The 14070-nt window shown below is 70.1% G+C and carries 6 protein-coding genes; 1 reads left to right on the forward strand and 5 read right to left on the reverse strand.

Annotated features, from left to right (window positions below; genetic code table 11):
• Window positions 1-54: 54 nt before the first annotated feature.
• The 3 genes from WMF14_RS18790 to WMF14_RS18800 form a co-directional block, all read right to left on the reverse strand.
• On the reverse strand, window positions 55-1575 hold the full coding sequence (locus WMF14_RS18790) for a hypothetical protein (RefSeq protein WP_437802726.1): 1521 nt from the start codon (window positions 1573-1575) through the stop codon (window positions 55-57).
• Window positions 1576-1697: 122 nt separating this feature from the next.
• Window positions 1698-2594: a fibro-slime domain-containing protein gene (locus WMF14_RS18795; RefSeq protein ID WP_437802728.1), complete on the reverse strand. Its 897-nt coding sequence runs from the start codon at window positions 2592-2594 to the stop codon at window positions 1698-1700.
• Between the two features lie 141 nt (window positions 2595-2735).
• Complete coding sequence (locus tag WMF14_RS18800; protein ID WP_437802730.1) at window positions 2736-3302, reverse strand: hypothetical protein; 567 nt, start codon at window positions 3300-3302, stop codon at window positions 2736-2738.
• A 264-nt stretch (window positions 3303-3566) separates the two neighbouring features.
• Here WMF14_RS18800 and WMF14_RS18805 point away from each other — a divergent pair, with 264 nt between their 5' ends.
• Window positions 3567-9248, forward strand: coding sequence for a sensor histidine kinase (locus WMF14_RS18805; protein WP_437802731.1), 5682 nt, complete (start codon window positions 3567-3569; stop codon window positions 9246-9248).
• 25 nt (window positions 9249-9273) lie between these two features.
• On the opposite strand, the gene WMF14_RS18810 is transcribed toward WMF14_RS18805, so the two are convergent.
• Both WMF14_RS18810 and WMF14_RS18815 read right to left on the reverse strand, forming a co-directional pair.
• Window positions 9274-12192, reverse strand: a complete 2919-nt coding sequence (locus WMF14_RS18810; RefSeq protein ID WP_437802733.1) for a biotin/lipoyl-containing protein — start codon at window positions 12190-12192, stop codon at window positions 9274-9276.
• Window positions 12193-12194: 2 nt separating this feature from the next.
• Complete coding sequence (locus tag WMF14_RS18815) at window positions 12195-13928, reverse strand: acyl-CoA carboxylase subunit beta (protein WP_276597224.1); 1734 nt, start codon at window positions 13926-13928, stop codon at window positions 12195-12197.
• Window positions 13929-14070: the final 142 nt, after the last annotated feature.

Consider the following 14070-nt stretch of genomic DNA (forward strand, 5'->3'; position numbering starts at 1 on the left):
CCAGCGCCGCCGGGTCACCGATCGATCAAGAGGACGCCGGCTTCGCTGTGTGGCTCACTCGGGCAGTCGCAGCATGAAGCCGGCGCCGGCCAGCCACCCGCCGCTGGAGAAGCCGGGATAACCTGGGTTGTTCGTCTGCAGCCCGTCGATGCCGTCGAGCGGCTCGCCGCTCACGATGTCGACCAGGTTGTCGGGGACCTCGTCGAACACGGGGTTCCTGGCGGACGGGCTCTTCGACACCTCCCGGGGCACGAGCAGCTGGCCGTGCAGGAACGCTCCCACCCCGAAGTCGGCGCCGAACAGCGACACCGGCGTCTCGAACGAGGCGGCGACCGCGAGGCGCGCGTTGTCGACGTGGTTGGTCCTGCCGGTCTGGTCCGGCACCGGAGACGGCGTGAAGGCCACGTCGGCAGAGAGCCTGCGGCTCCCCAGCACGACCGCGCCGCCGAGCCCCACGGACACCGTGCTCGACCACGGATCGGGCGGGGCCTCGGCGTGCCGATCGCGGTACTCCGACCACCGCGTCAGGAGCGCGTGCCCGCCGATCTCCCAGGCGGGCAGCGCCGGGCCCTTCGAGCGCGCGGCGCGCTCGCCCCCTCGTTCTTCGCTCGGCGGGCCCGTGACCGATGCCCCGACGCTGACGCGCGTCGGCTGGTGGCCGAGCGTCAAGCGATAGGCCTGCGGGACCGAGCTCTCGCCCTCCGGATAAGTGTAATTCCAGAAGCGGATCCTGTTCTCACCGTCGGTGTCCGACGCCGAGGCGAGGTGGAGCGTGGCCGAGAGGCGCAGCCAGGGGGCTGGGCTGGTCGCGAAGGCGAAGTAAGGAGCGAAGACGCTCTCGACCTCCACGTCGGGGTTGATGAGGGCGGTCCGCTGGTCGCTCGCGTCGGGCACGTGGACGGCGGTCCGCGCGCTGGTGCCGATCGTGACGTCGACCCCCGCCCCCACGGATAACCAGCGGGTGATCCGGCCCGCCATCGCCACGGCCAGGCTGGTGACCGACAAGCGATCTCCCAGCAGCTCGAACTCCAGCCGATTCGAGAAGTACTGCGCGCGCTCGTCGGCGAAGAAGGCCCGCTGCTCCTGGAAGCTCCTGAGCGGCAGCAGGGCGTAGAAGCCCAGGACGAGGCGGTCCTCGTAGAGCGGCCTCACGAACCCGAGGGTCGCGTACGTGTTGGTCTGCCGGTCGCGCGTGTCAGCCCGCGGGCTCGGGAGCTTCGACCCCGGCATGGGCCGGTGGGTGAGCCGAGAGGTCGAGCCGTCCGGATTCCGGATCTGGCCATCGTACACCGACTCGGGCACGTCGACGCCCGGAGGGCGCGGGGCGAGGGTGATGTCGCCGTGGGTGACGAGCACGAAGAAGCCCGCTTGCGTCGTCGCCGCCGCGTACGGCAGGAGCGCCGGGTTGAAGAACGTGGCCTCGGGTCCCCGCGCGAGCACCCGTGCGTTCAGCCCGTTGGCGCTCGTGGGAGCGCCGGTGATCTCCAGCGCGCCCGACGCGCGGACGGCCTCGGCATGGAGGAGCAAGGCGGACGCCAGCGCGAACGGCGCGGCGACGCAGACTTTGTGCGGCATAGGCGATCGAGGCGCGGGAGTCTGCCGGAAGGTCGGCCGCGAGGTCAAGCCGTGAGACGAGCAATGGCGCCTCTGCCCGCTCGCGCGGCTGAGCCTCGAGGCGCACGTGAGCGCGCTCGGCGCTACCTCAGGATCGGGGCGCAGTTCGTGAACTTGAACGACGTCATGATCGTGAAGCTCGACCCTCCGCCGCGGCGCTCCGCGTAGAAGAAGTCGAGCGGATACTCCTTGCCGGGCTCGATGCCGAGCTCCTCGGCGTTCGCGTCGAGATCGAGCTGCGCCGGGGTCGAGACGTGGAGCCCGCCCAGGTCGATCGCGAGGCGCCTGTTGATGAACACCCAGAGATCGTCGTCACCGACGAACATGAAGACGCCGCCGGGCCGGTACTCGAACGTCATGTGGAGCTCGTAGGTGAAGCCGTAGTTGTGCTCCCGCTGCTCGTTGCCCCACCCCTGATCGTCGATCGGGAAGAACTGCGGCGCCGCGAATTCTCCGAGGCCGCGGTCGCTCAGCTCGAGAGGGACGTCGTACCGGATCCGTACGTTGACCGTGGGGTCGTCGTGATACCATTGATAAAACGCCTCGGGCCCGGTCGTCTGCTCCGTGCTGCCCTCATGGGCATAGACCGGCTTGTCGTCGGGGCCGAGCTCCGGCTTGACGATCCCTTTCAGGCCGTCGCCCACGAACGACTCGAAATCGGGGTGCCCGCCGGGAGAGCCGGAAGCCTTGAAGTCGCGCACCAGCCCGGCGAGCTTCGGCTCGCAACGCTCGTCTCCGCCGGCGCCGGCGCTGCCTTGGGCGGAGCCGCCGCCGGCGCCGGGATCGAGGATGCCGGGGTCGTCACCGCCGGCGGTGGACGAGGACGAGGCGGGCGACGACGACGTCGTGGCGCCGAGGTCGCGACCGATGACGGCGATCTCGGTGGTGCACCCCGCGAGCGCCATGCCCGTCGAGAGAAGGAAGGCCAGGAATCGAGGGGTGCTCGCGCGGGTGGCCGCCGCGGGCTGTGCTAGCTTCATCGAGATCGTCTCCTGCCGCATGGATGCCGCCGAGCTTGCCGATCCTTCAGGCAAAACCACGTGAACGCGTCGTTTCATGGGGCGCTGCCTGCAGGGGCCCTGCGTGGCCGCGATCGCTTCACGGACGCTCGCCGCAGAGCCTCAGCTCCAGTGTGCTGTCAACTCGAGGTGATCGTCGTTGTCGCCGCCGCCGGCGATGATGCGCTGGCGGACATGGTTGGCGCCGCCGATCACGAGGAGCTGCTCGCAGGAGCCGATGACTTCGGTCCACATGTTCTCATCGAAGCCGTGGCAGTGGATCCAGAGAGCGCGGGTGAAGCCGCGGCGGGATTCGAGGACCCGGACGTGGCCGGCGGAGTAGTAGTTGGAGAAGACGCGCTGGCCGAGGGAGAAGAGGGTGGAAGGGGAGATGAGGCTCGCGATGACCTTGTAGATGCCGCTCATGTCGTCGTGGGTACACTGGCGGCCAATCTGGTGGATGAGCTCTTTGCCTTCGCCGCTGGCGCGCCGGATGGCCTGGAACAGGTCCTTGTACCAGGCGATCGGGTACCAGCCAGTGGAGACGAGGCTGCCATAGCGGATGCCGTCGCGCAGCGGTTCACACATCGCATCGAGGCTGAGCTTCTGGACAGGCTCGCCGCGCAGCTTGCCAAAGCTCGCATAGACGGAGCGAAACGCCACCCCCTTGACCCTGGGTTCGTCGGTCATCCGATCGCGCGAGCCCCCTCGACAATAAGGGTACCGCAACCCGCGGGGGTCGGCCAGATTGTTGCCCTTCTCACCGGCATCGAAGAGTACAATCGCCTCCTACATGTAGCAGCCCGAGCCGTTCGATTTTCGCGCCGCTTTCCCGCGGCCCACCTTCCGGATGGCCCCGCCTGACCGGGCCACCCTGGAGCGGAGTTCATGGGGCCGGCAGCCGCAGCCATGGCCCCGAGCGACGTCGCGCTTCGCCCCCTCAGGTCATCATCCATGACTCCTGCCGCACAGTACACGATCCTCGAGACGCTCTCCGCCGGGGGGAGGGCGGTCGTTCATCGCGCGCGGAGGGACGCCGACGGCCACCCGGTCCTCCTCAAGGTGCTCGACCCGCGGCGCAGCGGACCGAAGGAGCTCGAGCAGCTCAGGCGCGAGTACGAGATCGGAGCGCTGTTCGACACCCCCGCCGTCGTCCGGCCGCTTGCCCTCGAGACGTACCAAGGCATGCCCGCCCTCGTTCTTGAGGACGACGGGGCTGACTCCCTCGATGGCCTGCTCGGCGAGCCGATGCCGATGGATCGGTTCCTCCCAGTCGCCGTCCGCATCGCCGGCGCGGTCGCGGAGATCCACGGCAAGGACATCCTCCACAAGGACCTGAAGCCCCAGAACATCCTCGTGATCCCCGCGAGCGGCGAGGTGAAGCTCACCGGCTTCGGCCTCGCGTCCCGTCTCCCCCGGGAGCACCGGCCCACGCAGCCGGCGCGCCTCATCGAAGGCTCGCTGCCCTACCTCGCGCCGGAGCAGACCGGGCGGACCAACCGGGCGGTCGACCGCCGCGCCGATCTGTACTCGCTCGGCGTCACCTTCTTTCAGATGCTCACCGGGAGGCTCCCCTTCGAGGCGAACGATCCCGTCGAGTGGGTCCACTGTCACATCGCCCACGCCCCGCCGAGCGCCTCGGAGGTCGCCCCCGAGGTGCCCGACGCTATCGCGCAGATCGTCCTGAAGCTCCTCTCCAAGACGCCCGAGGACCGGTATCAGAGCGCTCGCGGTCTCCTGCGCGATCTGGAGCGGTGCCTCGCCGAGTGGACCCAGAGCGGGACGATCGAGCCGTTCACACCGGGGGAGCGCGACGTGTCCGATCAGCTTCAGATCCCCCAGAAGCTCTACGGGCGGGACGCGGAGATAGCCGTCCTGAAGGGGGCGTTCGACCGCGTGGCGGCGACGGGGACGCCGGAGCTCGTGCTCGTCTCCGGGTACTCCGGCATCGGCAAGAGCGGGCTCGTCCACCAGATCGAGGCGCCGGTCGTCCGGCAGGGGGGCTTTTTCATTTCCGGGAAGTTCGACCAGTACAAGCGCGACATCCCCTATGCCACGCTCGTCCAGGCCTTCCGGGAGCTCGTGCGCTGGATCCTCGCGGAGAGCGAGGCGCAGATCGCCGTCTGGAAACAGCGGCTCCTCGAGGCCTTCGGGATCAACGCCCAGCTCATCGTTGAGGTGATCCCGGAGGTCGCGCTCGCCATCGGGCGGCCGCCGCCTGCCCCGGATCTGCCGCCGATCGAAGCGCAGAACCGGTTCCGCACGGTATTCCAGCGCTTCATCGGCGTGTTCGCCCGGCACGAGCGCCCCCTCGCGCTGTTCCTCGACGACCTGCAGTGGGCCGACTCGGCCAGCCTCGGGCTGCTCCAGGAGATATTGACCCACGCGGAGGTGCGGGACGTCCTCGTCATCGGCGCGTACCGCGACAACGAGGTGTCGGCCTCTCACCCGCTCCTGCGGAGCCTCTCCGAGGTGCGGCAGGCGGGCGCCCGCGTCTCGGACATCGTGCTCGGTCCCATCCCGCCCGCAGCGCTCGCCAGGTTCGTCGGCGAGGCCCTCCACTGCGCCGTCGAGGACGCCGCGCCGCTCGCCGAGCTGATCCAGGACAAGACGGCGGGCAATCCCTTCTTTGCCATCCAGTTCCTCACCGAGCTCCACGAAGAGCGCCTGATCGAGCGCGACGAGCGGAGCGGCCGGTTCCGGTGGGACGTCGCGAGGATCCGCGAGAAGGGCTTCACGGACAACGTGGTCGACCTGATGGTCGCAAAGCTCCGGAGGCTGCCCCCGGCGACGCAGGAGGCGTTGAAACAGCTCGCGTGTCTGGGGAACACCGCGGAGATCGCGCTCCTCGCGATGGTCCACGGCGGCCTGGAAGAGGGCACGCGGGCGGACCTCTGGGAGGCCATCCGGGCGGGGCTGGTCCTCGATCTGGACGGCACGTGCAAGTTCCTCCACGACCGGGTCCAGGAAGCAGCCTACTCGCTGGTGCCGGAGGAGCAGCGGGCCGCAGAGCACCTCCGGATCGGCCGGCTCCTCGCGTCGCGGTTGCCCGAGGACGCGATCGCGGAGCGGATCTTCGATGTCGCGAACCAGTGGAACCGCGGCGCCCATCTCATCACCGATCCGCGCGAAAAGGAGGCGCTCTGCCGGCTCGACTTCCTGGCAGGGACGAAGGCGAAGGCCGCGATCGCCTACGCGTGTGCGCAGATTTACCTCGCCCAGGCTTCATCCCTCTTGCCCGAGGACGCCTGGAACAGGCAGTACGAGGAGACGCTCGCGATCCACCTGGATCTCGCCGAATGCGAGTGCCTCATCGGTGACTTCCAGCGGGCGGACGATCGGTTCGACCTGATCCTCGCGCGCGCACGCTCACCGCTCGACCGCGCCAAGGCCCATCGGCTCCGCCTGCGCCTCTATCAGATCGCCGGGCGGCTCGGCGACGCCGTGAGCACCATGGTCGAGGCGGTGCGCCTCTTCGGGGTGACCTTCCCGGAGTCCGAAGACGAGATCCAGGCCGCGGTGGAGGCCGAGCTCCAGAGGGTCCCCGTCCTCCTGCGCGGGCGCGCCATCGCCGATCTCGCGCTCGCACCGACGACCACGGACGAGCGCGTGCGGGCCATCATCGGATTGCTCGTCGAGGCGATGGCTCCGACGTACAGTACGCGACCGGCGTACTGGCCCCTGGTCATCGCCAAGGCATTGAGCTTCTCCTTGGAGTATGGAAACTGCGAAGAGTCCGCCTTCGTCTACAGTTGTTATGCCGCCCTGCTGGTGTCGAGGTACGGCAACATATCATGGGGGTGTCAATTCTCCGAGATGGCGCTCAGGCTGAACGAGAGGTTCAACGGCCTGGCGCTGAAGGGGAGGCTGCTCTTTCACCACGCGGCCCTCGCCCATGTCTGGTGCGTGCGCTTCGCGGCGCTCCTTCCCATGATGGAGCAGGCTCATGCTGCTTGCTTCGAGGTCGGGGATTTCGTTTTTGCTGGTTATGCTTCCTTCAACCTGGTGTGGCTCGTCGTGGAGAGCGGCGGCTCGATCGAGCAGCTCATCGAGGCCTCGCGGAAGTACGCGTCGCTGGCCGAGAAGAGCCACCACGACCTGGCGCGCCGCCTCCTCCGGACCGAGGAGCAATTCGCAGCGAGCCTGAAGGGGACGACGCGAGCGCCCACGAGCTTCAACGACGACACCTATGACGAGGTGGAGTATGTCCTCGCGATGGAGAGGGCTGGCTTCGGGATCGGCGTCGCCTTCTTTCACATCATGAAGCAGGTCGCGGCGTTCATCGACGGACGATACGCCGAGGCGCGGCAGGCCGCGGCCCGCGCTGCGCCGATGCTACGCGAGGTGATGGCCCTGGCGAACGAGGCGACGCACCACTTCTACTACGCGCTCACGCTGACGGCGATGTACGCAGACGCGCCTGCCGCGGAACAGCGGCAATTCGCGGCGCTGCTCGAGGTGCAATCGCGGAAACTGTCCTTCTGGGCAGAGCACTGCACGGAGAACTTCCAGAACCGTTATGCCCTCGTCCAGGCCGAGGTCGCCCGGATCGAGGGCCGCCATCTCGACGCCGAGCGCCTCTTCGAGGAGGCCATCCGCTCGGCGCGCGACAATGGCTTCGTGCACAACGAAGCCGTGGCCTACGAGGTCGCGTCCCGGTTCTACCGAGCGCGAGGGCTCGAGGAGTTCGCCGATCTGTACCTCCGCGACGCCCGCGCCTGTTACGCCCGCTGGGGCGCCCACGGCAAGGTGAGGCAGCTCGACCGGCAGAATCCCCACCTCGTCGAGCGGCGGTTTCCGCCGCCCACCGCCACCGTCGCGGTGGACTCCGATCAGCTCGACCTCTCCTCGGTGACCAAGGCCTCGCAGACCCTCTCCGGTGAGATCGTGCTCGACGAGCTCCTGCGCACGCTGCTCCGGATCGTGCTCGAGCAGGGCGGCGCGGAGAGGGCCTGCCTCCTCCTGTGCCAGGACCAGGGCCTCTCGATCGAGGCGGAGGCGAGCCTCGGCGAGCGCGGGGCGACGACGACCCTCCTCGGCTCGGAGCCGCTGGAAGGCTCGCCGCGCGTCCCCGCGTCGCTCATCCACTACGCGAGCCGCACCAAGGAGCGGGTCATCCTGAGCGACGCCGCCGCCCACGCGCGCAGGTTCGCGAGCGACGTCTACTTCGCCCGGAGCCGGCCCAGGTCGGTGCTCTGCATGCCCATCCTCAGGCAGGCCGAGGTGGTCGGGCTGCTGTACCTCGAGAACAACCTCCTCGACGGTGCCTTCACCCCCGATCGGCTCGCCGCCCTGGAGCTGCTCGCCACGCAAGCGGCGATTTCGCTGGAGAACGCGCGGCTCCTCGCCAAGGAGCGGACGGCGAGGACGGCTGCCGAGGAGGCCGAGCGCCGATCCACGTTCCTCGCCGAGGCGGGCGTCGTCCTCTCGGAATCGCTCGACTACGAGGTGACCTTCGCCCGCCTCGGCGAGTTCTGCGTTCAGACCCTGGCCGACTGGTGCTCGATCGATATCGTGGAAGACGGAGAGCTCCGCCGCCTGGCCGGCGCGCATGGAGATCCCGACAAGGCGCCTGTCCTCGAGGAGCTTCAGCTCCGGTATCCGCCGCGCTGGGGCTCACCCCACCCGTCGCTCACGGTCCTCCGCACCGGCGAGCCGCTCCTCATGCCGGAGCTGCCCGACGAGATCCTGCGAGCGATGTGCGTCGACGACGAGCACTTTCGGCTGGTCCGGGAGCTCGGCACGCGGACCGGGCTCTCGGTGCCGCTCGTGGTGCGCGGGCAGAGGCTCGGGGCGCTCACGCTCTCCTCGGGCACGCCGGGGCGCCGCTACGGGCGCGCCGACCTCGATCTGGCGCAGGAGGTCGCGCACCGCGCGGCGCTCGCGATCGACAACGCCCGGCTCTACCGCGCCTCTCAGGAGGCCGTCCGCGCCCGCAGCGAGTTCCTCTCCGTCGCGTCCCACGAGCTGAATACGCCGCTGACCTCGCTCACGCTCTCGGTGCAGTCCCTTCGCCGCGCGGCAGGCGCGGGGCGCCCTGTGGATCCGCAGGTCATGGATCAGCGGCTCGAGCGTCTCTCGCGGCAGACGACCCGGCTGACCCGGCTCATCAACGATCTGCTCGACGTCTCGCGCATCGAGTCGAGCCCGCGCGCGCTGGAGCTCGGCGACGTCGACCTCGGGGCCCTCGTCCGCGCGGTGGTTGCGCGCTTCGAGGCCGATCTGGCGAGGGCGCGCTGCTCGATCTCGATCCGCGGCGATGCGCCGGTCGTGGGGCGCTGGGATCGGTCCCGCCTCGACCAGGTCGTCACCAACCTCCTCGGCAACGCGATCAAGTTCGGCGCCGGCAAGCCCATCGAGATGGCCGTGGGCGCCGAGGACGGCGTGGCCCGGCTCGCGGTCCGGGACCACGGCATCGGCGTCGATCCGGCGCAGCGCAGCCGCATCTTCGAGCGCTTCGAGCGCGCCGTCTCGGAGCGGCACTACGGCGGGCTGGGCCTCGGCCTGTACATCAGCCGCAAGATCGTGGAGGACCACGGCGGCTCGATCCGGTGCGACTGCGAGCCCGGCGCCGGAGCCACCTTCATCGTCGAGCTCCCCTGCGCAGGGCCGCTGCCCCCGCCTCCCGCGGCGTGAGCAGGCTGTCCTGCTCGCAGCGGCCTCAGGTGCCCTCGGCGTCGAAGATCGCGTCGACGTACCGCAGCGTCGCCTCGCGCCGGCGGCGGGCGCGGTCGGCCGAGTCCTCCTCCACGAGCACCTCGTCGGGCCTCACGCGGAAGAGCGGCTGGCCCTTCTGCACGATCGTCCCGTCGCCGCCGTCGATGAGCACCTCCTCGACGGTGCCGGAGCACGGCGCGAGCACCTTGTTGAACATCTTCATGACCTCGATCACGTAGAGCGGATCGCCGGCAGCGAAATGGCTGCCCTTGGTCACGAACGGAGGCCGGTCCGGCGCCTCCTGCGCGTAGAACATGCCGCCGGTGACCGCGACGATCTCGTTGGCCCGCATGGCGGGCGGCGGCGCGAGGACCTTGCGCATGCGGGCCGAGAGCTCGCGATCGAGCAGGCGCTCGGGGAGGGCGATCGTGCCGTCCTCCCGCGCGCGGAGCTCGAAGAAGCGCGCGGCGTCCCCCGCGAGGACCAGCGCGTCGAGGAGCTCCAGGCCCGCCTGGAAGCCGAGGTGGGAGCCGCGGACCCGCCGCCAGAGCTCGGCGTCGTGGCCGTGAGGCGCGGTATCCCGGGACAGGTGCGCTCGCAGCTCGGGCCACGGAGGCGCGCCGCCCGCCTGGCCCATCCGCTCGCCGACGCGCCGGTAGAAGCCGAGCGCCCGCGAGAGCACCTCCTGGTCGTGATCCCAGATCACATGGGCCGCGGGCGCCTGCGGCTGCGGCGTCATGTTGAGCAGCCAGTACGTGTCCGCGAGCACCTCGATCGGGTTCTTGAGCCAGCGCACCCGCCCAGACCGGATCTCGAACGACCCCATGTTCCGGCTGAGCCACGCCGACAGGAGGTGCGGCTCCGCGCAGATCTTCTCCACGGGGCGGCGCACCAGCGTGTCCTTCAGCGTGAAGACCTTCTTCAACGCTCCTCCGCCGGTCGCGTCCGTGGCGCCGGTCCGCGCCGCGAGGCGGCGCTCGTGGCGGACGCCGAGCTCGGCCCACATCGCGTCGAAGTCGAGCCCCCCGAGCTCCACCGCGAGCAGGCCGACCTGCGTGAGGTACGGGACCACGAAGCGCGTCGTCGGCTTCGCCCACACGCTCCGCGCGAGGAACCAGTGCACGAGCCCGTAATGAAACTGGAGGTTCGTGTGGAGATCGCTGCCGCGCAGCGTCGTCGTGCGCAGGATCTCGCAGATCCGCTGGTAGGCCTCCTCGCGCGAGGCGCCGTAGGTCACGAGGAGCGCGATGTTGCTGTCGTAGGCGCCTGCGACCCGGTAATGCATGAACACCCCCGTGTCGGGGTTCTTCACGCAGATGCCCTGATCGTCGCGGATCTCGTGCGGGTGCGGATCGCTCCAGGACACGATGATGCCGGCCGCGTGGGGCTCCAGCGCGCCGTTCGTCGCGTTGAGGCGCGCCTCCACCGCGGACCCTTCCCGCCGGACGCGGATCGGCCGGGGCAGCCGCTCGCCGTGGCGCGCGAGGAGGACCATGCACTCGACGAGCGAGGTCACCTCGAACGCGTCGGCCGGATCGGCCGGGTTCTCGAAGCGGAGGGCATAACAGAGCTCCGACACCCGGTGCTCGACCTGGATCCGGGTGTTGACCTCCATGAAGTAGTGATGATCCCCCTCGACGATGCACTCGAACGTCGAGGCCGAGTTCAGCCCGACCGCCTGCCCGAACCGCTCCGCCTCGGCCTCCATCCGGGCGAGCGACGCGAGCTCGCGCTCGAGCGACGCCGCGAGCGGAACCTCGCCGGCCGCGCGCGCCCGCTCGATCGCCTCGAGCAGCCCCTCCTGCGTCATCGCGACCTCGAGCAGCTTCTGCTCGTGCATCTGCAGCGAGCAGTCGCGCCCGCCCAGCGCGACGCACCACGCGCCGTTGCCGATCAGCTGGATCTCGTTGTGCCGCGTCTCCTCGACGTTGAGCTCGAGCAGGATGTTCTTGTTGTCGCCGACGCCCGCGGCCTTCACCTCCGCGAGGACCTCCCGCGCCAGCGCGGGGACCTCGGCCGCCCGCGCCCGCGCCGCGGCCTCGGGGGCCGCCGCGTCGGGCGCGATGCCGGCGAGGAGCCGCTGCCCCTTGCCGCCGCCGCCGCCGATGGCCTTGAGCCGGATCCGCCGCCCCGGGTGGTGCGCGAGCAGCTCGGCCGCGCCCCGCTCGAGCTCCTCGCAGAGCTCGTCGGTCGTGTAGAGATCCACGCGCTTCGCGTACGCCGCCGCGAGCAGCGCGTCCGCCGCCTCGGCGAGCGGGACCCCGTCGGAGAGCCGCGCGCCCGCGGCGCCCTCGCCGAGCAGCCCGCGGTCTGCCGCGGCCGCGCGCAGCGCCGCGTGATCGGGCCACCTGCGGAGCACGATCCGCCGGGTCGCGTCGTCGATGCCGGGCGTCACGCTGACCGCGGTCGCGAGCGCCGTCCGCTTCGCCTCGTCCTTGAGCCCGGCGGCGCGCTGCACCGACGAGCGCGGGCCGATGAAGACGAGCCCCGCCTCCTCGAGCGTGCGCACGAACTCCTCGTCTTCGGCCATGAAGCCGTAGCCAGCGAACACGTGCGTATAGCCGCCGGCCCGGGCGATCGCGACGATCTCCTGCATCAGCTTGACGCGCTCGTCCTTGGTGGCGCCGGTATAGTCCTTCACCCTGTGCACGTGCGCCGGGTGGATGCAGCGCAGCTCCGGCGCCAGGGCGTGCGTGTAGACGATCGAGTCCTTCTCCGACAGGAGGATGCCGTAATGCTCGATCCCCATCTGGGCGAAGACATCCATCGCCTCTTTCCGGATCGGGCCCCGGCAGACGATCAGCGGCCGCACGTCGTCCGCGGCGAAGGAGCGCGCCCACGCCGAGCCCGAGCGGCCGAGCCTGCGGTCGCGCGCCACCCTCGGGTTGCGGTCGTAACCTCGCCTGGTCTCGAATCCATCCATGATCAATGGAACTCCCGCTGAACACCGGTGAACGGCCCTGGCTGGTAGTGCCGCAGCAGGAACTCGAGGTTCTCTGCGATCACCGAGCGGAGCTCGCGCGGCATCACGAGCCGCGAGATGGATCCCAGGCTGAGCCCCTCGCGCGGGTTCATGAGCTCCCGCTCGTAGCGCGCGCCGAACTCGGCCTCTCTCGCCTTCAGCCACGCCGCGGCCTCGTCGCGGGCCTCGGCCTTCGCCTTCGCCTCGTCGAGGCCGCGGCCGAGCCGCTCCTTGACGCCGGCCTTCTCCCTGGCGCTCGCCTGCGCGCGCACCTTGCGGAGCTCGTCCTTGTAGACGAACTCCTTGCCGGCAGGGCCCATCACCGCGACGCGCGTCGTGGGGAGCGCGAGCACGACGTCCGCGCCGGTCGCGTAGTTGTTGAACGAGGCATAGGCGCCGCCGAACGCGTTGCGCACGAGCAGCAGGATGCGCGGGGTGCGCACGTCGATGATCGCGTCGAGCATGGCCCGGCCGGCCTGCACGATGCCCATCGCCTCTTGCTCCCTGCCCGGGAGGAACCCTGTGGTGTCCTCCATGAAGAGGAGCGGGATGTTGTAGAGGTTGCAGAAGCGGATGAAGCGAGCGTTCTTGTAAGCGGCCGCCACGTCGATCTGGCCCGACGCCACCGCGCTGTTGTTCGCCACGAAGCCGACGACGCGCCCGCCGACCCGCCCGAAGGCGGTGATCGTGTTGCGCGCGCGCTGCGGCTGCACCTCGAAGTAGTCGCCGTGATCGCAGATGCGCTGGATGATGATGTTGATATCGAGCGGCGTGTTGTATCCCGTCGGCGACGAGATCGTCCTGCGGAGGAGCGTGTCGATCTCGGTCGTCTCCCGGCCCACCGGATCGCTCGTCCGCTGGAAAGGCGCGCTCTCGCGGTTGTTGCTCGGCAGGTAACCGAGCAGCCGGACGGTGGTGCGCAGCGCGCCCACCTCGTCTGGCACCGTGAGATCGGCCACCCCGGAGGCGCCGTGGACGCGCGGGCCGCCGAGGTCGTCGGGCGACACCACCTCGCCGAGGACCGATTTGACGACCGCCGCCCCGGTCAGGCCGAAGAACGTGCCGCCCGGCTGGATGACGAAGCTGCCCTGCCGCGGCAAGTAGGAGCCGCCGCCCGCGTTGAACCCGAACATGCACATGATGCTCGGGACCACGCCGCTGATCTTGCGCAGCGCCGCGAACGCCTCGGCGTAGCCGTCGAGCCCGCCCACGCCCGCGGGGACGTAGGCGCCGGCGCTGTCGTTGAGTCCGATGAGCGGGATCCCCCGCTCTCCCGCGAGCTGGAACAGCCGCGCGAGCTTGCGGCCGTTGGTCGCGTCCATCGACCCGGCGCGGACGGTGAAATCGTGGCCGTACAGCGCCACGTCGCGGCTGCCGATGCGCAGGATCGCCGTGACCAGCGAGGCGCCGTCCAGGTTGGGCCCCCAGTTCTCGAAGACGACCCGCGGCGGCTCGGGCGTGAGCACCCGGATGCGCTCCCAGATCGTCATCCGGCCTTTGCCGTGCTGCCGGATGATGTTCTCGGGGCCCGCGGAGACATAGGGGCGCCTGCGGAGCTCCTCGGCCTCCCGCAGCGCCGCGTCGTACGCCGACGCAGGCGCGGCCGGCGCCCCGGCTCCCTCGTCGAGCGGATCGTCGAGCGAAGGCACGAGGGCGGAGGGCTTCACGGCGACATCGTTGTGATCAAGAGGGCTCATGGACGGGCGAGGCGCTCTATATCACGGCAGGATCGGGAGGCGCACCTCGCGAGCCCGGCGAGGCGCGCCCCGGCGCCGGCATGTGGGGCGCGGCACGGGGCACGGCCCGCGGCGCTGCGCGGTCCGGGTCTGCAACCCCACG

Origin of the sequence: Sorangium sp. So ce693 (assembly GCF_051521375.1) — a bacterium.
In the GTDB taxonomy this organism is placed as follows: domain Bacteria; phylum Myxococcota_A; class Polyangia; order Polyangiales; family Polyangiaceae; genus Sorangium; species Sorangium atrum.

Coding starts and splice junctions, on each gene's coding strand:
- WMF14_RS18800 (WP_437802730.1), bottom strand. CDS start 3,302: ATGACCGACGAACCCAGGGTCAAGGGGGTGGCGTTTCGCTCCGTCTAT.
- WMF14_RS18805 (WP_437802731.1), top strand. CDS start 3,567: ATGACTCCTGCCGCACAGTACACGATCCTCGAGACGCTCTCCGCCGGG.
- WMF14_RS18810 (WP_437802733.1), bottom strand. CDS start 12,192: ATGGATGGATTCGAGACCAGGCGAGGTTACGACCGCAACCCGAGGGTG.
- WMF14_RS18815 (WP_276597224.1), bottom strand. CDS start 13,928: ATGAGCCCTCTTGATCACAACGATGTCGCCGTGAAGCCCTCCGCCCTC.
- WMF14_RS18795 (WP_437802728.1), bottom strand. CDS start 2,594: ATGAAGCTAGCACAGCCCGCGGCGGCCACCCGCGCGAGCACCCCTCGA.
- WMF14_RS18790 (WP_437802726.1), bottom strand. CDS start 1,575: ATGCCGCACAAAGTCTGCGTCGCCGCGCCGTTCGCGCTGGCGTCCGCC.